Raw genomic sequence first — 19,033 nt, 5'->3', positions numbered from 1 at the left:
CAAGGGGGAGTTAGAGGGGGGTGTTGCTCCGAACCAAATCCAGCTTCGGCACTTGGATAAGCCAGGGAACCAAAAGCGAACTCAGCCCAGTCCTCCCCATTTTCAAGGGGGAGTTAGAGGGTGTTGTTGCTCTGAACTAAATCCGGTTTCGGTGTTTTGAATAAGTCAGCGAACTAAAAGCGATCTCAGCCCAGTCCTCCCCATTTTCAAGGGGGAGCTAGAGGAGGTTGCTGCTCAGAACTAAATCTAGTTTCGGTGTTTGAATAAGTCAGAAAACAAAAAGCGAACTCTGTCCGGTCCTCCCCATTTTCAAGGGGGAGTTAGAGGGGGTTGTTGCTTCTAACTAAATACAGTTTCGGTGTTTGAATAAGTCAGAAAACAAAAAGCGAATTCTGTCCGGTCCTCCCCATTTTCTAGGGGAGTTAGAGGGGCTTATTACTCCAAACTAAATCCGGTTTCAGTATTTGAATAAGTCAGCGAACCAAAAGCGAACTCAGTCCAGTCCTCCCCATTTTCAAGGGGGAGTTAGAGGGGGTTGTTGCTCTGAACTAAATCCGGTTTCGATATTTGGGTAAGTTAGAAAACAAAAAGCGATCTCAGCCCAGTCCTCCCCATTTTCAAGGGGGAGCTAGAGGGGGTTGCTGCTCCGAACTAAATCCGGTTTCGATATTTGAATAATTCAGCGAAACAAAAGCGATCTCAGCCCAGTCCTCCCCATTTTCAAGGGGGAGTTAGAGGGGGTTATTACTTCAAACAAAAAGGGCTCCTTACGGAGCCCTTTCAGTATCTGTACTTCTTTATTTCTTCGTATGGAACTGCTCGCAAGCCAGCATCGTGTTCTCAATTAGGCTTGCTACCGTCATTGGGCCAACGCCGCCCGGTACTGGTGTAATGAAGCTCGCGTTCTCTCGTGCTTTATCGTATTCCACGTCACCTACTAGCTTGCCCGACTCAAGACGGTTGATGCCCACATCGACCACAACAGCGCCTTTCTTAATCCACTCACCAGGAATGAAGTTTGGCTTACCAACTGCAACCACAACAAGGTCTGCTTGGCGAACGTGACCCTCTAGATCTTTGGTAAAGCGGTGACAAGTTGTTGTCGTACAACCAGCAAGAAGCAGCTCAAGTGTCATTGGGCGACCAACGATGTTTGATGCGCCAACCACAACCGCGTGCTTACCGCGTAGTTCGATGTTGTAACGGTCAAGCAGCGTAATGATGCCTTTTGGCGTACAAGAACGAAGCTTAGGAATGCGCTGTGCTAGACGACCAACGTTGTAAGGGTGGAAGCCATCCACATCTTTCTCTGGGTGAATTCGCTCAAGAACGTGCGTTGCATCGATACCAGCAGGAAGTGGCAACTGAACAAGAATGCCATCGATTTCTGCGTCGTTGTTCAACTCATCGATAAGTGCCAACAACTCTTCTTCCGACGTTGTCGCAGGAAGGTCAAAAGACTTAGAGACAAAGCCAACTTCTTCACACGCACGGCGCTTACTGCCAACGTAAACTTGAGAAGCTGGATCTTCACCAACTAAAACAACTGCAAGACCAGGAGCACGAAGGCCAGCCTCAACGCGAGCTTTCACACGTGCTGCAACTTCGGATCGAACAGTTTGGGAAATGAGAGTTCCATCTATATTTTGAGCAGTCATGACTTTCCTTTTTAAATTGAGAAGGCAAATTATTTGCGGCGCATTGTCGCAGAAAATCTATTTAACATCCATACGCAAACGTTTGCTTTGGGGTGTTTTTGAACATTTATCGCTTTAGTGCCCTTTTTTTAGGCATTCAGATCAGAATGTTATGAAAACCCGTTGATTTAAGCGCTTGAACTCGTATAATCCTGTCCCTGTAGCGCGCCCTTAGCTCAGCTGGATAGAGCACGTCCCTTCTAAGGATGTGGTCATAGGTTCGAATCCTATAGGGCGTGCCATTTATTTAGAAACCCTGTTAACTCCCCCGAGTTATCAGGGTTTTGTCGTTTTAGGCGCCAGAATTTCCAACTCAACGTCTCCTACAACTTTTGCACTACCTTCTAGTCTTTGCAATCAATAGCACTTACTATGTGTTCAGTTCAATTGCAGCCTTATCTTTATGTCTTCTACCTCCAATTTCTATAACCAAAATGCGAGCTCATTAGCGGAGCAATATAACTCGGCGACATTTGAGAACGTTCACGCTAGCTGGCAGCCTTTTTGGCCTCATATAGGCGATCGCGTATTGGATGTGGGTGCTGGGTCTGGGCGAGATGCAAAATGGATGTCGGAGCAAGGCTGTGAAGTGATTGCTCTTGAGCCTGCCGCATCTTTACTAGCGCTTGGTAAAGTTAAGACGGGTGATTCGGTTACTTGGCTTGACGATGCCTTGCCTGCGCTTGAGAAAACCACCAACTTAGGGCTTCGCTTTGATCTTATTTTGGTGAGTGCGGTTTGGATGCATCTTGCTACTTCTCATCGTGAACGCGCTTTCCGTAAGCTCTCTAATCTACTAGCACCAAATGGTCGATTGGTCATAAGTCTTCGTCTTGGTGACTTCACTGATGGGCGCAAAGCTTACCCTGTCTCCGTTCAAGAATTAGAAAAGCTGGCGAAGAACAGTGCGCTTATGGTTAGGCATGTCTCCGACAGTGACGACCAACTCAAGCGGGATGATGTTCATTGGCAGACAGTTGTCATGTCACTTCCCGATGATGGTTCCGGTGATCTCAACAAGGTTCGTCATATTATCGTGAACGATTCCAAGTCAGCGACTTACAAACTGGCATTGCTACGAACCTTATTGCGAATTGCAGACGCACATTCCGGAGCCGTTATTGATCGTACTGATGGCAAAGTCGCGATCCCCCTTGGTTTAGTTGGCCTGTATTGGATTCGTCAGTTCAAACGCCTCATCGATAAAGAAAACATCCAGCAGAATTCCAATGCCTCAAAAGGGCTCGGATTCATCAAGCCTGATGGTTGGGGCAAGCTATCTCATTTAAGTCCTGATGATTTGTCGATTGGTACCATGTTTGTTGGTGATGATGCGGCTGCTTTAGATAAAGCGATTAAAGACAGTTTGAAAACCATCAAAGATGGCCCAGTTACCTACACATACCAAGGTGACAAATCGAATCCATATTTTGAAATGGTACGTTCATCGAAAAAGCATAAAGGCACTATTGTTGTTGATGGAGCATTCCTTGAAAGCTATGGCCAATTTATTCTGGATGAGAGCTTGTGGGACTGCTTTAGGCTTTATCACTCTTGGATTGAACCGCTGGTGGTCAACCAATGGATCCTTGAAATGCAGCGGTTTAGCTCAAACCAAGAACGAGGTATCGCGCTACAAACATACCACGATTGTTTAGTTTGGATTGATAAAGACCACGACACTCGCGCGGTACGCAAACGGGTAGAGCAGTTACGTTCGAATCAATCTGAGATCATCAGTGTTTGGAGCGGGAGCAAGCTGCGTAACGAATACCATGTAGACCACTGCTTACCTTTTGCTTATTGGCCGAACAACGATAAATGGAACCTGCTGCCCACATCTAAAACTGAAAATCTCAACAAGCGCGATCGGCTGCCTGCGGTCTATCGGTTGAATGCGTCGAAACAACGTATTTTGGATTGGTGGGAATTAGCGTGGGGAGAATCAGAGACACTCAGCCAATCATTCTTTACAGAAGCATCGCTGTCTTTACCCAATGTGCCTGCTTCCTGCCAAGACTTTGAGCATGTATTTGAGGCCATGGGGTTGCAGATTCGCGGTGTGAAAAGTCGTCTTTGTATTGCTGAGTGGTAACTGAGCTCTCCGTCTAAGTTTTGATGGAGCGGAACGCCCCGAGATTAAGACTTCGGTAACCTTCCATGCAAACTGTATGCATGGAGGTGAGCATGGTGAATTTGACGGTTGATGCGCTGGTTCTGGCGGCTCTCTCTACCGCTAGTTGGGATGGTGTTTATCACTGTGAGGTTGGACTTGGTCAGACCAACGCTGGTCTAAATGCATGGGTTGAGTATCAACTTTCTATTGATGATGAAAGCTGTACTTTGGGCATCTTGGGCTTTCAGACAGAAGAGAACATAAAGTGTGCGACGAGTCGTCAAGACCACACTATCGATATTTTATTTACGTCTTATTCTAACGGTAGAGTTACCAATCGATACGGTGTTCAATTTTACCAAGTTGGAGAGCCTCTAATCAGACTAATTCAGCGTGAAGACAGTGTTGTGACTGAGTGGAAGTCCATTCAACCGAATTCCGATGTGCAACAAACTACTTATTGCTTTGATCGGAAAGAAAAATCATGAAGTATGATTTTTTCTCATTCCTATTCTTATCCTAAATGTTTTCTATAAAGCTCACCGATCTACCTCACACTTTTGTGCTTCACAACTGATACTGATGTTAAAAAAGTAAGAAATGGACTACAGTTTTACAAATGTTTTCCCACTGTGGTTTTATCGTGAAAACGGTTTCTAAGCGATTGTATAAGCTACTAAAAATAACAAAGCTTAAGCACAAAAAAGATAAGGTTTTTTCCTTTCCTAACAGCCTGATGCGTAAGAACCAGAAGGTTGTAAACACTCTCTCGCCTTTATCTTTATTCCCTAATAAAAATGATGTTTCTTGTTCGTGTTTTTCCTCCTCTCCTGTTGATGCCCTAGCTTGGGGTAATCGCGTTTCACCCGAGTTTAAAAGCAAAGTCAGCGACATTTCTCAAGAGCTCAATATAGACCCAAACCACCTAATGGCTTGCATGGCGTTTGAAACGGCAGAGACGTTTAGCCCGAGCATCAAAAATGGTTCTGGAAGTGGCGCGACAGGGCTGATTCAGTTTATGCCTTCAACGGCCGAGGCGCTGGGTACCAGCACCAAAAAGTTGGCCAAGATGAGCGCAATTGAGCAGCTCGATTACGTCAAAGCGTACTTCTTGCCGTACCGTGGTCGAATGGACTCTCTTGAGGATGTGTACATGGCCATCCTCTATCCGGCTGCCATTGGTAAACCCCATTCGCATGTGTTGTTTAAACAGGGGTCGATCGCGTATCGTCAGAACGCGGGGATCGACCGCAACAACGCTGGCAAGATCACGTTAGGTGATGTGTCCTACAAGGTGAGGCGCAAGCTAGAGAAGGGCAGGCACCCCAAGTTTTACGGTTAACTTTCCGTTCGGCGGAGGATCAGAAGGTCGCTCCGCCATCCACTCTCAAATCATGCATGGTGATATGACCTGATTTATCACTGAGCAAAAACTCAATCGCGTTGGTGATGTCCTTGGTCTCGGCAATCTTGTTTAACGGAATGCCCATGCGATGGGAGGCCAAGTTGCCTTGAATTGTTTCTCGCTCGCCATAAGCTTCATTCCACATCTGCTCTTGCATTGGGGTTCGGGTTGAACCGGGACTGACGATGTTGCAGCGAATGCCATGTTCTGCCAATTCTAACCCCAAACATTGCATCCACATGTGCAGGCCAGCTTTGGAAGTGCAGTAAGCGGACATCTTGACGCGTGGTGTGTCTGCGGCGTTGGAACCGACGGCCACAATCGCGCCTTGCTTGCTGTGTTTGACCAGAATTTTAGCCAGTTGTTGTGTGAGCAGCATGGTGCCTTTTAAGTTCACATCCAAGGTTTTAGTCAGTGCTTCCAGTGGCAAATCTAAAACTGATTCGAGATGCAAAGTGCCAGCACAAGTGACGATGTAATCAGGGATAAGTTGGTCTTGCTCTAGGTTATGGCAAGCGGTTTGAATTGCATTTGAATCTGCCAAATCAAAAGGGACAAGCAGCGTATTCGATTGTTGGTATTCTGGTAGCGACTGCTGGAAGGCATCGAGTGCCAATTGAGTGACATCACAGGCAATCACTCGTGCTCCTTGTGCCAATAAGCTTTTGGCACATGCTAGGCCAATCCCTTGTCCTGCGCCGGTCACTAAACACAGTTTGCCGTTGAATTCTGAGCTGTTTTCACTCATTCCTTTCTCCTTTTGTGCAACAAGTATCAAATCAAAATTGGATGGATGATAATGATTTTTGTTATCGTTGTCGCGATATTAACAAGGAGGTCGTGAAATTGATGAATAAATTTGGCTGGAAAATCAAACCTTGGCTTTTGGCTGTGGGGCTCGTTGGAATGGTTGGGTGCGAGTATTTACCGCACTCTGCCGAGGTGGACTTACCCAAGCAGAAAATTGAGCAAGTAGTGAAACAAGCCCAGCCTGCAAATGCGGCCATTTTAAAAGCGTTCGAGCAACACAATTTTGTTGGGATCGGTGATTACCATTGGAACGATGCATTTCTGAATTACGCTACCGAACTGGTGAAGACCGAGGCGTTCTCTGACCAGGTTACTCATATTGTGGTTGAATTTGGCAATGCGAAATACCAGCCGGTGCTGGATGAATATTTGGCTGGTGGCGAGGTGACGCAAGCGCAGTTGGAGGAGGTGCTGAGGGGATCAATTTATTTTATGGCCTGGATGCCTGATGCGTACCGAAACTTTTTTGAGGCGATTAGAACGCGCAATGCGGCCTTGCCTGAAGGGAAAAAGATTCAGGTGCATTTAGCGGAAGCACCTTTTGATTGGCAAGGCCTTCAAGATGAAAAAGTGTGGAAACTGGCGGCGAAAAATAAAACCGATCACTTCTATCAAATTGCGGCTGAGCGAATGACCAAGCAAGAAAAAGCTCTGTTGATTTTTGGCGCTTTTCATTTGGTTAATGCGCCAAAGGATTACGTAGCAAAAACGCAAGACAGCGCTTGGCCACTGGCGACGCGTTTAGAACAAGCGTTTCCTGACAGCACGTACTTAATTTGGCCAATGACAGAGCCAGAAGTGGTGGAAACTTTCCACGATGTATCAGCACCAGCGCTGCTGGACGTGAAGCAAAGCCCAATTGCGGAGCTGAGATTCATCGACCTCTTGCCGAAGGCCCGTTACAAGTTAGCGGCTATGGACAAGATGGATGCGCAAGTGGGCGAATTGTTTGATGCGTTTCTTTATCTTGGAGCAAATCAACGCACGACAGTATTTCCTCGTGACGTGATGGCAGATCGAAATTGGGTGAATGAGATGCAAAGACGCGTGGATTTAATTGGCGGAAAGATGCAAGACCGCTTCAATGAAATACGAACGTTGAGCGATGAAAAATACGGCTTTAACGATCAGGGTTAATTGACGTCCTATTACGTAAATGCATTGAACTGATCAATGATTGATGGCTGATTCCAAAAGGGTTCAGCCATTTTTTATGTCCAGTGATTTTTCCTCTTAAGTTCTCTAACTATAAGTAATTATTTGCTTTTTTCCATATTCATACTATGGGATTAATTTATAGAATTATTTATAATGCGAGTGATAATTATTATCAAAAAGTGTTTGAACAATTGATTTTGTATGTGTAGTCTCACTCGTCAAATGAGAAGGGATCTCATTTGGAACGCTATGTTTAATAAAGCTTGAGAGATGATTATGCTTCGTAACTCAATGGGAAGTAGCACTATGCTCACCGAGTTTCTTAATGCTCATACGGATGATGCTTCGTTCTTTTTTAGCTCACCGACGGTGACCTTACTTACCCAAGGCATTGCCGCAGAATTTTCCCAACAGGTGAAATTCTCCGAGTTAGATACTCACATCAGTCAATTACTTGAATCGGCAAAGGATGCGGGAAACCAAAACCCCATTGCGGTGGGAGTGATTCCGTTCTCTGAACACAACCCGGTGCACCTTATCGTCCCAGACCGTCTCATCACGACGTCACCAATCAGACCGGATAAAGTTTCTGATGTGGATGGGGTTGCTGATTGTCCACCTTCATCGATCCAACCGATTCCTACTCCTGAAGAGTACATGCGCAGTGTTGAGTTGGCGGCGACAAGCTGCTGTCGAGAGGACATTGATCTGGATAAAGTGGTGTTATCACGCACCATGCAGGTCGATACGGAAGAGGAAATTGACCGCGCACGCCTCTTGAAAACCTTACTCAAACAAAACCCAGGTGGCTACACGTTTTCTACCCGTATTGGTGGCAGTCAATCTGACGCGTACTTAATGGGCTCGAGCCCTGAACTGCTTGTGTCACGTAAAGGCCCACACGTTTGTTCCAACCCTCTGGCGGGTTCTCGCCGACGCAGTGACAACGAATGCATTAACCAGCAGCAAGGTGAGCTGATGATGGAGAGCGCAAAAGATCTCCATGAGCATGCTGTGGTGGTGGATGCGGTTGAGAAAGCGCTGCAGCCTTGGTGCCATAACCTGTATGTGCCAATGGTGCCATCGGTGATAGAAACCAAAGCCATGCTTCACCTCTCGACTCGCATCGAGGGCACGGTATCGGATGCAAATACGAGTGTGTTGAAGTTAGCAAGTGCACTGCACCCAACGCCAGCCGTATGCGGTTATCCGACGGCGCAAGCTTACGATTTTATTAGTCATGTTGAACCTTTTGACCGCGGTTACTTTACCGGTCTTGTTGGTTGGGTTGATGCTCGTGGCAATGGTGAATGGGTGGTCGTGATCCGTTGTGCGGAGGTGGAGAAAAAACGCCTCAAAGTATACGCGGGCGCTGGTATTGTGGCAGGCTCTGAGCCACAAAGTGAGCTGGAAGAAACCGGTAACAAGATGCGCACTGTCCTCAATGCGTTGGGCATCGAGATCCGTGAAAACATGGAGGTGGTGCAATGAGTCACGAATCCATGCAAGCATCCGGCTTTACCCCATGGCCAGAAGCGCGAGCAGAACAATATCGCCAAGCTGGTTACTGGACAGATCAAACGATCCCACAAATGTTACAAGCCAGCGCTATTCGACTGCCACAGCAATTGGCATTGGTAGATGGCGAGCGCGAGTGGACATATCAATCTTTGGCGCAACAGGTCGACCAACTGGCGGCAGGTTTCCAAACCAAGCTGAGTCTCAAACCAGGAGACAAAGTGGTGTTGCATCTGCCGAACATTGGGGAGTTTTATCTTAGCTTCTTCGCTCTACTCAAAATTGGTGTGCAGCCCGTACTGGCTTTGCCAGCGCATCGTTATTCTGAGATTCGATACTTTTGTCATTTTACTGAGGCAAAAGTATTGATTACTGCACCGCAGCGAGGTGTGAACACGGCTGATATCGCGCAGCAAGTTGCGGCTGAATTGCCGAGTCTTACCAGCATTGTTTGGGCGGGTGAAGCGAGCGAAATGCCTACTGGTAGCCTAACTCTCGATAGTCTTTATTCAAACGAAGCAGAACTGCATGAAGAACAGGGAGAAGACTTCGCGTTCTTCCAACTTTCTGGTGGAACTACAGGCACGCCAAAACTGATCCCGCGCACTCATAGCGACTATCTCTATAGCGTTCGTGCCAGCAATGAAGTTTGCCAGTTCTCAGATCGAACTCGTTACCTTTGTGTGTTGCCTGCGGCGCATAACTTTCCGCTTAGCTCGCCAGGTGCATTGGGCTGTTTAATGGCTGGTGGCACCGTGGTGTTAACACCAGACGCTAGCCCTCAGACGGCGTTTTCTTTGATTAAGAAATACCAAATTACCGTGGCGGCTTTGGTTCCGCCATTAGCACTCTTATGGCTCGATGAAGCAGCGCGGACGGAACATGACATTACTTCCCTTGAAGTGTTGCAAGTGGGTGGTGCTCGTTTTAGTGAAGAAGCCGCAAAGCGAGTACGACCAGAATTGGGCTGTACCTTGCAGCAGGTGTTCGGCATGGCAGAGGGGCTCGTAAACTACACCCGTTTGGATGACCCCGAGTCTGAAATCATTTCTACCCAAGGTCGGCCGATGTCGCCAGCGGATGAGCTGTTGGTTCTTGATGAAATGGGCAACCCCGTTGAGCAAGGAACAGAGGGGATTTTGTTCGTGCGTGGCCCTTACACTATTCAAGGCTACTACCGCGCGCCAGAGCATAATCAGCGTTCTTTTACTCAGCAAGGGTATTACCGCACGGGCGATATTGTCGTTTTGACCGAAGCGGGCAACCTACAGGTGGTGGGGCGCGATAAAGATCAGATCAACCGTGGTGGAGAGAAGATAGCTGCGGAGGAGGTCGAGAACCATCTGCTTGCCCATGACTCGGTGCACGATGCCGCCGTGATTGCCATTCCGGATGACTACTTAGGTGAGCGCAGTTGCGCAGCCTTGGTTTGCCCAGAACAGAACCCTAGAGTGATTGAAATAAAACGCTTTTTAAGAGATCGCGGCTTAGCGGACTTCAAGATCCCCGATCGCGTTATTTTTGTTGATGTACTGCCGAAAACTCCCGTCGGAAAAATAAATAAAAACAAGCTATTAGAACTCGTTTAACCAACCCAGCGTCGCAAAGGCTTTTGGGACGCTGAGCTTTTTTAATATTTTGGAGACAAGCCCAATGGCCATTCCCTCTCTCTCTGGTTACCCATTGCCCAAGGCGATACCAGAAAACCGTGTTAACTGGTCTGTAGACCCCCAGCGTGCCGTGTTACTTATTCACGACATGCAGCAGTACTTCCTCAATTTCTATGATGTCGACAGCGAGTTGATTCAAACCCTGACGCGTAATATTCAGGCGATCAAGCAAACCTGTATTGATGCAGGGATCCCCGTGGTTTATACCGCGCAACCTGGTGACCAAAAGCAAGAAGATCGCGCATTGCTGACAGATTTTTGGGGACCGGGTTTAAAAGCCGACGACAGCATGACTCGCATTTTTCCTGCGTTAGCGCCTACCGAGCAAGATATTGTTTACACCAAATGGCGTTACAGCGCATTCCAGCGCACGCCGCTTAAATCCATGATGGATGAGACGGGACGCGATCAGTTGATCATCGTTGGTGTTTACGCTCACATCGGTTGTTTGCAAACTGCAGCAGAAGCCTTCATGACCGATATTCAAGCCTTTATGGTGTCTGATGCGGTGGCGGATTTTTCTTCTGATGATCATGACATGGCGCTCAACTACGTTGCTGGCCGCTGCGGTTATGTCCTGGATAAACAGCAGCTCCTGTCTCAGGTAAACCGTGCCGATGAGTTGATCGGTGATGATTTCTCTATTCCTCAATCTCAGCCCCACTTAACTCAGCAATTGGCTGCTTTGCTAGAAGTGCCAGTCGATGAAATGACACCAGAAGATAGCCTGTTGGATTTCGGTTTGGACTCCGTTCGCATGATGTCGCTGGTGAGTGATTGGCAACAAGCGGGACTTGATGTGAGTTTTATGGAACTGGCTGCCAAACCCAGTTTGCAAGATTGGTGGCAACTGATCGAGAAGAAACGGACTTAGCAGCCAAAGAATAAGAAAAACAAAGGAATGAACATGTACGATTTACCATATACAGCGGAGCAACTGTTGCCGCTGACGGATGCCCAAGCCGGGATTTGGTTTGCCCAGTTGCGCGATCCAGAAAATCCAATTTACAAGACGGGTGAATACCTAGTGATTGATGGCAAGGTCGATGAGCCCTGTTTTGTTGAAGCGGTTAAAACGGCGATTGATGAAGTAGATTCCTTACACGCTAAGTTTGTCACCACCACCGAAGGCCCGCGCATGGTGATTGACCGCCAAAACTGGCAGGTAGAGCGAATCGATTTCTCACAACAAGATGCACCGCTTGATGCAGCCGTTGATTGGATGAAGTCAGAGCTGAAACAACCTGTTGATTTAGAGCAAGGCCCATTATTCGTTATGGCATTGCTCAAGCTTTCAGAAGACCAGTTCGTGTGGTTCCTTTCGCTGCATCACATCGCGATTGATGGCTACAGCATGTCCTTGGTAGCGGGACGCGTGGCACATATTTATGGCCAACTTGCTCAGGGGAAACCGTTCGACAAGATCGAGTTTGTCGACCAGCAAGCCTTGCTAAAAGAAGACGACGACTACAAAGCGTCGGAGAAATACCAAAAAGATCGCGCTTTCTATCTTCAACGTTACGCAGACCATTCAGATACCGTCAACCTCGCAGGCAAACCGACCGTTACATCAGACCGTTTTTTACGTTTAAAAGGCGCGATGGAAGTCGACGATTTCCAACGCATGGAATCACTGGCGAAACAGTGTCGCACCCACTGGTACAGCGTGCTCATTGCATCCATTGCCGCTTATGTGCACCGTATGACGCGTTCTAATGAAGTTGTTCTTGGTGTGCCTTTGATGGGGCGTTTAGGTTCTGTTGCGATTCAAACCCCAGCGATGCGCGTGAACATTTTGCCCGTGCGCGTTAGCTTTGAACAAGGCTTAGATATTAAGACGCTGGTCAAACAGGTCAACCAAGAGTTTTCCTCGGTTCGTCGTCACCAAAGCTACCGTTATGAAGAGCTTCACCGTGAGCTTAACTTGGTAAAAGACAACCGTAACCTATTTGGTCCCTTGGTTAACATCATGCCGTTTGAATACGAGCATAAATTTGGCGAGCTTAATTCCAAAGCGCATAACTTGTCGGCTGGTCCAGTGGATGATATCTCGTTTTATTGTTACGAGCTTGGTGGTCAGCTTCATATCGATATGGATGCTAATCCAGAGCTGTATTCCGAGAAAGACATTCACGAGCATCAGCAGCGCTTGTTCCACTTTATGAGCGACTTTTTTGCAAGCGCGCAAGCTCAAGATCCAGCTCTTTGCCAAGTCAGCGATATCAATATTCTTCTTGCTGGTGAGCGAGAGACAGTCATCGAAACTTGGAACGACACTGACCACGAGGTACCCGAGACGACGTTAGCCGCTCTGTTGGCAAGGCAGCGTATTCTTACCCCCCATTCACCAGCAATAATCTTTGAAGGCCAAAAGCTCAGCTACGAAGAGTTAGCGAAAAAAGTCTACTCGTTGACCAACTGGCTGACGGCAGAAGGCGTTACTCTGGGTGATCGCATCGCGGTGTGTGTGCCAAGAAGTGAAGAGTTGATCGTTGTACAGCAGGCGATTCTGGCCGCAGGTGCGGTTTATGTACCGGTGGACCCAGATTATCCAGAGGGCCGTATTCACTACATGCTAGAGTCCTCTGCGCCTAAGTTTGTGTTCTCTACGTCGGCACTGCAAGACAAGTTGCCGCAAGGTGTGGAAGTGAAACTGGTCGATGATGACACTCTGCCAACCATTTACAAAAGAGTCGAGCCACTGCCTCCGCAAGTGAAGCCAGAGCCGCACTCTCCGGCCTACATGATTTACACCTCTGGTTCGACGGGCAAACCAAAAGGTGTGGTGGTCACCCATGATGCGATCGTTAACCGATTGCTATGGATGCATGACCAATATCCGATTACTGCGAAAGATCGCGTGTTGCAAAAAACGCCTGCGGGCTTTGATGTGTCGGTGTGGGAGTTCTTTTGGCCAATGATGGTTGGCTCATGTTTAGTGATCGCGAAACCGGACGGACACAAAGATCCGATTTATCTGCAAGATCTTATTCATCGCGAGAAGATCACCACACTGCACTTTGTGCCATCTATGCTGCAAATCTTTGTTCAGCAGGCGGACCCCGATTTATGTCAAAGCTTACGCCAAGTGTTCTGTAGCGGTGAAGCGTTGCCTATCGAGTTAGTTAATCACTATTACCAAGCATTCAACGCGCCTCTGCATAACCTTTATGGCCCAACAGAAGCGGCTGTGGATGTGACTTATTGGCCAAGTGAAGCCAATACCGAAGGCACGTCGATTCCAATCGGGCGTCCAGTGTGGAACACGCAAATCTACATTCTTGATGATGCATTAAACCCAGTACCGCCGGGTGTGGTAGGGCACTTGTACATTGCTGGGCGTCAATTGGCACAAGGCTACCATGGTCAGCCAGAACTGACGGCAGAACGCTTTATCGAAAATCCATTTGGTCCACAAGGTAGCCGAATGTATCTATCGGGCGATTTGGCTCGTTGGCGTGAAGATGGTGCGATTGAGTACTGTGGCCGTAGTGACTTTCAGGTCAAGATCCGCGGTTTCCGTATTGAGCTGGAAGAAATTGAGAATGCCTTGGCCAACCATCCAAGTGTTGCTCAAGTGGCAGTGTTGGCTCAGGAATACAATGACGGCGACAAACGCTTGGTTGCTTACGTCACTGCAGAGAATACTGAGCAGGGTATCGATAGCAATGCATTGCAAACGTACCTCGCGGAACCACTGCCAGAGTATATGGTGCCGAGCTACTTTGTTGAGCTTGAAGCCTTTCCATTAACGCCTAACGGCAAATTGGATCGCAGCGCACTACCGAAGCCGGATCTGTCTGGTCAAGTCGGTACCAAGGGGCCAAGTAACTTAGTTGAAGAGCGTTTGTGTAAGTTGTTCTGTCAGTTATTGGATCTGCCTGCGGTCGGTGTGGATGACAACTTCTTCGAGCTTGGCGGGCACTCCCTATTGGCTGCGCAGTTGATTGCCCACGTGAAAGAAATCATGGGGATTGAGTTGTCATTGGCGGCGGTATTTGAATCGCCAACGGTTTCCGGTATCGCGGCCAAGCTCAACGGCAGCGAAAGTGATGATGCACTGAGCATTTTGTTACCGCTGCGTAAGCGTGAAGGCAAAGCCGCTATCTTCTGTGTACACCCCGCTGGTGGTCTAAGTTGGTGTTACGCGGCACTGACGCCAATCATTCCGTCTAATGTTCCGCTTTATGGTGTCCAAGCTCGTAACCTTGGTGACCCTTCTGCACCATTACCAAAGAGCATGAAGGAGATGGCAGAAGACTACGTGGCTGCGATTCGTGAAGAGCAACCCTTTGGACCTTACCATCTTCTGGGTTGGTCGATTGGCGGCATGATTGTTCACCTAATGGCGGGCATCTTACAAGAGCAAGGCCAAGAGGTGGGCTTAGTCACGTTGCTGGATTCTTACCCTGCAGAGCAGTGGCAAACCATTCATCCACCGGGAGAAGAGCAAGCGCTTGGTGCTCTGATTCGTATGGCGGGGGTTGAGTTTGATGAAGCCGCGCATTCCAGCATCACTAAGCCAGAGGTGATCGACATCCTGCAAGATGCAGGTTCTTCCATGGCGCACCTGAGCACCGAGACCATCACAGCCATGATTGAGGTGGTGATCAACAACAACCAGCGTGTACGCGATGCGGTGGATTACCACTACCAAGGTGATGTGCTGTTCTTCAACGCTGAGAAGCCACCAGAAGAGTCGTTCCTCGATCGTAATGGCTGGTTCAAGTACATGGAGGGCGACCTCAAAGTGGTTGATGTGGCCTGTTTGCACCGTGACATGATGCGTCCAGAGATGCTGCGTTTGATTGGTACCCACATGGTGAAAGAGCTAAGAGAGAGGTTCGATGTTTGATTCGTCAACACAATCTAGGTCGAACGCTCAGTTGGAGGGGATGATTTCCCCTCTGACTTTCTTCAAAGCCAAATTGGAAGGTGGCGCCATTTTGGCGATTGGCGAAGCGCATTGGTATGGCGAGTTGTTCGAAAAGATGACCGACGTATTGTTGGAGGCGGAACTCGATGGGATGTTTTCCCATTTATTTATCGAGTTTGGTAACGCCAAGCATCAAGCTTTACTCAACAATTACCTAATGGGCGAGATGGTTACCGATGCAGAACTGGCTGCAGTGTGGCTGGATTCGGTTGCGTTTCCAGCTTGGTTACACCCGTGTTATGGCCAGTTCTTCCAACGTTTAAGAGCAGCGAATGCACAGCGCAAGGTGCCTATCAACGTTGTGCTGACAGAGCCTTCTTTCCAATGGCAAGACATCGCGCATGCGGGAGAGTTGGCAAAGATTAATGCCCAACGTGATCAAGCGTTAGTCGATGGTGTCGAGAAGCAAGCGGTGAAGAGTGACCGAGGTGTTGTGGTGCTTGTTGGTGCGCGACACATTCTCAAGCGTTCTCCGACGTTAGGTTTTATGGCCAAGCACAAGACGTTTGGTGATTTGGCTCAGCAGAAGTTTGCTCAGCGTTACGTGTCTGTGTGGCCGCACATTCTGACGAGTGAGTTCAGTCATACAGAACATGGCATCTATGCGACAACGCAGCCTAAGTTAAGCCAAAAGTCGTTCCTCGATTTGATCCCGAAGAAACCACCAGCCAACCCTTACGCGTTTATTTCGCTGGATAAATTGGTGGATGCTTATTGGTATCTAGGGCCGCAAAGTCGTCAATTGGACGCACATGGTGCGAACGTACCGCTGATGTGGAAGTCGCGGTTAGAACAACGGTTGCCGCTAGTCAATGAGCGGCAGCAGATGGTGATCAAAAAGGTCATCGAATAACAAACATGACAAATTCATTAGGAAAAGTAGCACAGCGAGAGCACGTATTGCTGGTCAAAACAGTAGTGTCCATGAAATGAGAGATTTGGCAATTTTGCCTTCAATGCGTCTTGGTTGTGGCCAATCAACTCAAAGCTAAATTGCCCTGAATGTTTGTTCTTGGGCTCTAACGTAATCTGTGCATCGAGAAAATCGAAGTACACCTGAACGAAGGGAAAGCAGCACTTAAAAATGCTTTCCTTGATACTGAATATCAGCGTATCAGGCAGATCGTTAGTACGGTTGAGTAGTGCTTGTTCATCGCGAGTGTAGATGGAAGAGAAAAGGTGCTCGGCAAGCGCGGTATTGCTTTCAATATCGATTCCTAGGCTGGCGACTTCGTTTTTTTGGGCACACGCGGCAAGGCAAATGCCATCAGTATGGCTGATGCTGCCACTGATATCACTTGGAAAAAGGGGCTCTCTAAAGTGACCTGTCAGGATCGGCATCTCCGTCATATTCGGTTTGGATAAATCCAAATTTTGCATGGCAGACCGCGCCGCGTGGCGCCCAGCTCTGAACTCGCGTTGGCGCTTCACTACTGCCTTTTGAATGTGTTTTTCTTCTTCGGGAAGGCCCACTTGAGAGTACATCTCCGGTGTGGCTTGCACGATATAAACCTTTGGACTGGCACCTTCTAGGTGAAGATGAAAAGGGGCGAGGGGACTGTCTGGCGCTTCGTTTTTCAATTGTGTCACTTTCAATAAGTTGCCGTTCAAAAATAAAACCTAGCTCAAACCTTTGGTTTGAATGCGAATGTTAATGATTGCCATTTATACATTCATTCTTTAGAGTTTTCGAGCCTAAATGATTGATAAAATAGATATAAGGAAATGCAGTGAAAACTTCAGTGAAAAAGCCCATGTTTATGCCTTCTGTTTTAACGGGAGCGCTTTTGACAGCCTTCAGTGGCTCTGCGCTTGCGAACGATCAAGACGAAGTGGTGGAAATGGAGCGCATGGTGGTAACCGCGTCGCTTACTCAGCACTCTGAGTTAACCGCGCCAGCTTCCGTTTCGGTGATCACCGCCGATGACATTTCGAAGATGCCAGTAAAGGATATCTCGGAAGCGATTCGCAGTGCGACAGGTGTTAGCGTACTGAGCAGCACCGCTTACGGTCGTAATAACATTCGTATTCGTGGTCTAGATTCTAAACACACTTTGGTGCTAATCAATGGGCGTCGCATCAATTCTCAGGATGCGTTGATCCGTGGTAACGACTTTGACCTATCGAGCATTCCTCTGAGCGCTATCCAACGCATTGAAGTGGTTCGCGGCCCAGTATCCTCTTTGTATGGTTCTGAAGCCATGGGTGGTGTGGTTAACGTCATTTTGAAGGCGCCAACAGAAGAACTATCGGGCTCGGTGGGTTTGCAGTATGAGAGCATCCTTGAAGGCGATGGTGGTGACGGCTTGAAAGGGCACGCGTACGCAAGCGGCAGTCTCTCAGAGAATGTTGAAGGTAGTATTATTGTGGAAAGTTCGGCTCGTGACCCATGGCGTACCGACACGAATCCAGACTTCGATGCGTTAGAAGAAAAAGACACAACGAACGTCTTTGGTGAGCTTGCTTGGCAACTGACAGAAGAGCAACGTTTGATCGCGGATGTGATTTACACCAACGATGAGCGCGAAGCAGATTGGGTTCACCCTCGCTCAGGTTCACAGACGAACACTCAAGATTCCACGCGTTGGAATTACGGCCTGACCCACGAAGGCGCTTGGGATACGGTAGATTCGCAAGTGCGTCTGTACGGCGAAAACATGCAACTGGATGATGCGAGTACGGCGTATACCAATGGTGCAGCGGACGTTGAACTACAAAACAACACACTTGATTTTAAACTTTCTGGTTTGTGGCACGATTCGCACGAATGGGTGTTCGGCGGTGAGTACCGCACATCGGAGCTGAAAAATAGCCGTGATGTTCCGTCGGGTGATATCGACAACTATCAAGGAGCGGTCTTTGTTCAAGGCGAGTTTGACCTCAATAAATTGGCTGTGACTTTGGGTGGTCGTCAAGATTTTCATGAAGTGTATGGCAGCCACTTTAGCCCTCGTGCTTACGCGGTTTACAGCTTTACGGATGAGTTTGTTCTGAAAGGTGGCTTTGGTGGTGGCTTCCGTGCTCCGGGTATGATGGAAAGCAGCGACCAAGTTCGCGTGATCAGCTGTGGTAACCGTTGTTGGTTAACCGGTAATGAAGATCTAAAACCGGAAGAATCAGAAAGCTACGAAGCTGGCCTAGCGTATGAGACAACAGCGATGGGTGTTGGTCTGATGTACTACCATACCGACTTGAAGAACAAGATTGAGCGAGACCTAACTAAGCCAGTAGGTTCGGTGGGTCAAACGCCTATTTTCACGTATCAGAACATCGGCAAAGCGGAGACCAAAGGTTTTGAACTAGAGGGTTGGTATGACATTACCGATAGCATCAACCTAAAAGGTAACTACACCTACACGGACGCGAAAGACAAGAGCAGTGGTGATAAGCTAACTAAAACACCTGAGCATTTGGCAAACCTAGATGTCAATTGGGAAGTCTTCGATTCATTCACCACCTTTGCTCGCGCGAACTACATTGGTAAACAAGTCATCACTAACCAAAGACGTGAAAACAAAACTGTCGATGGCTATACGCTTGTTGGCTTGGGTGTGGGTTACGATTTCCAACAATTTAATCTAAAAGCGGGTTTGAACAACATCTTTGACGTCGAGTTGGATGATGAAGATGATTACTACGGTTACTCTGAGAAAGGCCGCAGTGCGTACGTAAGCGCAACGTACCTGTTCTAATTAGGCTGTTGGCCTCGTTGACACTACTGGT

At 48.0% G+C, this 19,033-nt stretch carries 13 protein-coding genes and 1 tRNA gene; 11 read left to right on the top strand and 3 right to left on the bottom strand.

Annotated features, from left to right (window positions below):
* Positions 1-797: 797 nt before the first annotated feature.
* Positions 798-1,658 (bottom strand): bifunctional methylenetetrahydrofolate dehydrogenase/methenyltetrahydrofolate cyclohydrolase FolD, encoded by an 861-nt coding sequence (gene folD, locus KIO97_RS15710; protein ID WP_005430847.1) that lies wholly within the window; start codon positions 1,656-1,658, stop codon positions 798-800.
* Positions 1,659-1,862: 204 nt separating this feature from the next.
* Between folD and KIO97_RS15705 the strand changes: the two genes are divergently transcribed.
* The 4 genes from KIO97_RS15705 to KIO97_RS15690 all read left to right on the top strand — a co-directional run bounded on the left by KIO97_RS15705 (position 1,863) and on the right by KIO97_RS15690 (position 5,155).
* A tRNA-Arg gene (locus tag KIO97_RS15705) sits at positions 1,863-1,939 on the top strand.
* Positions 1,940-2,100: 161 nt separating this feature from the next.
* Entirely contained in the window at positions 2,101-3,792 is a 1,692-nt protein-coding gene (locus KIO97_RS15700; RefSeq protein ID WP_285383396.1) for a class I SAM-dependent methyltransferase, read from the top strand.
* A 92-nt stretch (positions 3,793-3,884) separates the two neighbouring features.
* A complete protein-coding gene (locus KIO97_RS15695) occupies positions 3,885-4,301 on the top strand; it encodes a DUF5991 domain-containing protein (RefSeq protein ID WP_285383395.1) in 417 nt (138 codons plus the stop codon).
* Positions 4,302-4,432: 131 nt separating this feature from the next.
* The gene (locus tag KIO97_RS15690; protein WP_038891816.1) at positions 4,433-5,155 is read left to right on the top strand and encodes a transglycosylase SLT domain-containing protein; all 723 of its coding nucleotides are present in this window, start codon (positions 4,433-4,435) and stop codon (positions 5,153-5,155) included.
* Between the two features lie 19 nt (positions 5,156-5,174).
* On the opposite strand, the gene KIO97_RS15685 is transcribed toward KIO97_RS15690, so the two are convergent.
* Entirely contained in the window at positions 5,175-5,966 is a 792-nt protein-coding gene (locus tag KIO97_RS15685) for a 2,3-dihydro-2,3-dihydroxybenzoate dehydrogenase (protein ID WP_285383394.1), read from the bottom strand.
* A 101-nt stretch (positions 5,967-6,067) separates the two neighbouring features.
* Between KIO97_RS15685 and KIO97_RS15680 the strand changes: the two genes are divergently transcribed.
* The 6 genes from KIO97_RS15680 to KIO97_RS15655 all read left to right on the top strand — a co-directional run bounded on the left by KIO97_RS15680 (position 6,068) and on the right by KIO97_RS15655 (position 16,163).
* Positions 6,068-7,165, top strand: coding sequence for a hypothetical protein (locus KIO97_RS15680; protein ID WP_285383393.1), 1,098 nt, complete (start codon positions 6,068-6,070; stop codon positions 7,163-7,165).
* Positions 7,166-7,456: 291 nt separating this feature from the next.
* Positions 7,457-8,677, top strand: coding sequence for an isochorismate synthase (locus tag KIO97_RS15675; RefSeq protein ID WP_285383392.1), 1,221 nt, complete (start codon positions 7,457-7,459; stop codon positions 8,675-8,677).
* Complete coding sequence (locus KIO97_RS15670) at positions 8,674-10,293, top strand: (2,3-dihydroxybenzoyl)adenylate synthase (RefSeq protein ID WP_285383391.1); 1,620 nt, start codon at positions 8,674-8,676, stop codon at positions 10,291-10,293. The genes KIO97_RS15675 and KIO97_RS15670 overlap by 4 nt, the downstream gene beginning before the upstream one ends.
* A gap of 64 nt (positions 10,294-10,357) precedes the next feature.
* The gene (locus KIO97_RS15665; RefSeq protein WP_079401096.1) at positions 10,358-11,248 is read left to right on the top strand and encodes an isochorismatase family protein; all 891 of its coding nucleotides are present in this window, start codon (positions 10,358-10,360) and stop codon (positions 11,246-11,248) included.
* A 33-nt stretch (positions 11,249-11,281) separates the two neighbouring features.
* Positions 11,282-15,229 (top strand): enterobactin synthase subunit F, encoded by a 3,948-nt coding sequence (locus tag KIO97_RS15660; protein ID WP_285383390.1) that lies wholly within the window; start codon positions 11,282-11,284, stop codon positions 15,227-15,229.
* Positions 15,222-16,163, top strand: a complete 942-nt coding sequence (locus tag KIO97_RS15655; protein WP_285383389.1) for a hypothetical protein — start codon at positions 15,222-15,224, stop codon at positions 16,161-16,163. The genes KIO97_RS15660 and KIO97_RS15655 overlap by 8 nt, the downstream gene beginning before the upstream one ends.
* 17 nt (positions 16,164-16,180) lie before the next feature.
* Here KIO97_RS15655 and KIO97_RS15650 read toward each other — a convergent pair whose 3' ends face one another.
* Entirely contained in the window at positions 16,181-16,921 is a 741-nt protein-coding gene (locus KIO97_RS15650; RefSeq protein WP_285383388.1) for a 4'-phosphopantetheinyl transferase, read from the bottom strand.
* Between the two features lie 119 nt (positions 16,922-17,040).
* Here KIO97_RS15650 and KIO97_RS15645 point away from each other — a divergent pair, with 119 nt between their 5' ends.
* Positions 17,041-19,002 (top strand): TonB-dependent receptor domain-containing protein, encoded by a 1,962-nt coding sequence (locus KIO97_RS15645; protein ID WP_285383387.1) that lies wholly within the window; start codon positions 17,041-17,043, stop codon positions 19,000-19,002.
* The last annotated feature ends 31 nt before the right edge of the window (positions 19,003-19,033 follow it).

This window comes from Vibrio sp. B181a (assembly GCF_030248375.1).
Lineage (GTDB): Bacteria > Pseudomonadota > Gammaproteobacteria > Enterobacterales > Vibrionaceae > Vibrio > Vibrio campbellii.
The sequence above is the reverse complement of the archived record's forward strand: the minus strand, read 5'-3'. Positions and strand labels throughout refer to the sequence as shown.

Bases quoted from the DNA above. Each gene is read 5' to 3' on its own strand.
- KIO97_RS15655 (WP_285383389.1), top strand. From the start codon at position 15,222: ATGTTTGATTCGTCAACACAATCTAGGTCGAACGCTCAGTTGGAGGGG.
- KIO97_RS15690 (WP_038891816.1), top strand. From the start codon at position 4,433: ATGTTTTCCCACTGTGGTTTTATCGTGAAAACGGTTTCTAAGCGATTG.
- KIO97_RS15680 (WP_285383393.1), top strand. From the start codon at position 6,068: ATGAATAAATTTGGCTGGAAAATCAAACCTTGGCTTTTGGCTGTGGGG.
- KIO97_RS15695 (WP_285383395.1), top strand. From the start codon at position 3,885: ATGGTGAATTTGACGGTTGATGCGCTGGTTCTGGCGGCTCTCTCTACC.
- KIO97_RS15665 (WP_079401096.1), top strand. From the start codon at position 10,358: ATGGCCATTCCCTCTCTCTCTGGTTACCCATTGCCCAAGGCGATACCA.
- KIO97_RS15700 (WP_285383396.1), top strand. From the start codon at position 2,101: ATGTCTTCTACCTCCAATTTCTATAACCAAAATGCGAGCTCATTAGCG.
- KIO97_RS15685 (WP_285383394.1), bottom strand. From the start codon at position 5,966: ATGAGTGAAAACAGCTCAGAATTCAACGGCAAACTGTGTTTAGTGACC.
- KIO97_RS15675 (WP_285383392.1), top strand. From the start codon at position 7,457: ATGATTATGCTTCGTAACTCAATGGGAAGTAGCACTATGCTCACCGAG.
- KIO97_RS15660 (WP_285383390.1), top strand. From the start codon at position 11,282: ATGTACGATTTACCATATACAGCGGAGCAACTGTTGCCGCTGACGGAT.
- KIO97_RS15670 (WP_285383391.1), top strand. From the start codon at position 8,674: ATGAGTCACGAATCCATGCAAGCATCCGGCTTTACCCCATGGCCAGAA.
- folD (WP_005430847.1), bottom strand. From the start codon at position 1,658: ATGACTGCTCAAAATATAGATGGAACTCTCATTTCCCAAACTGTTCGA.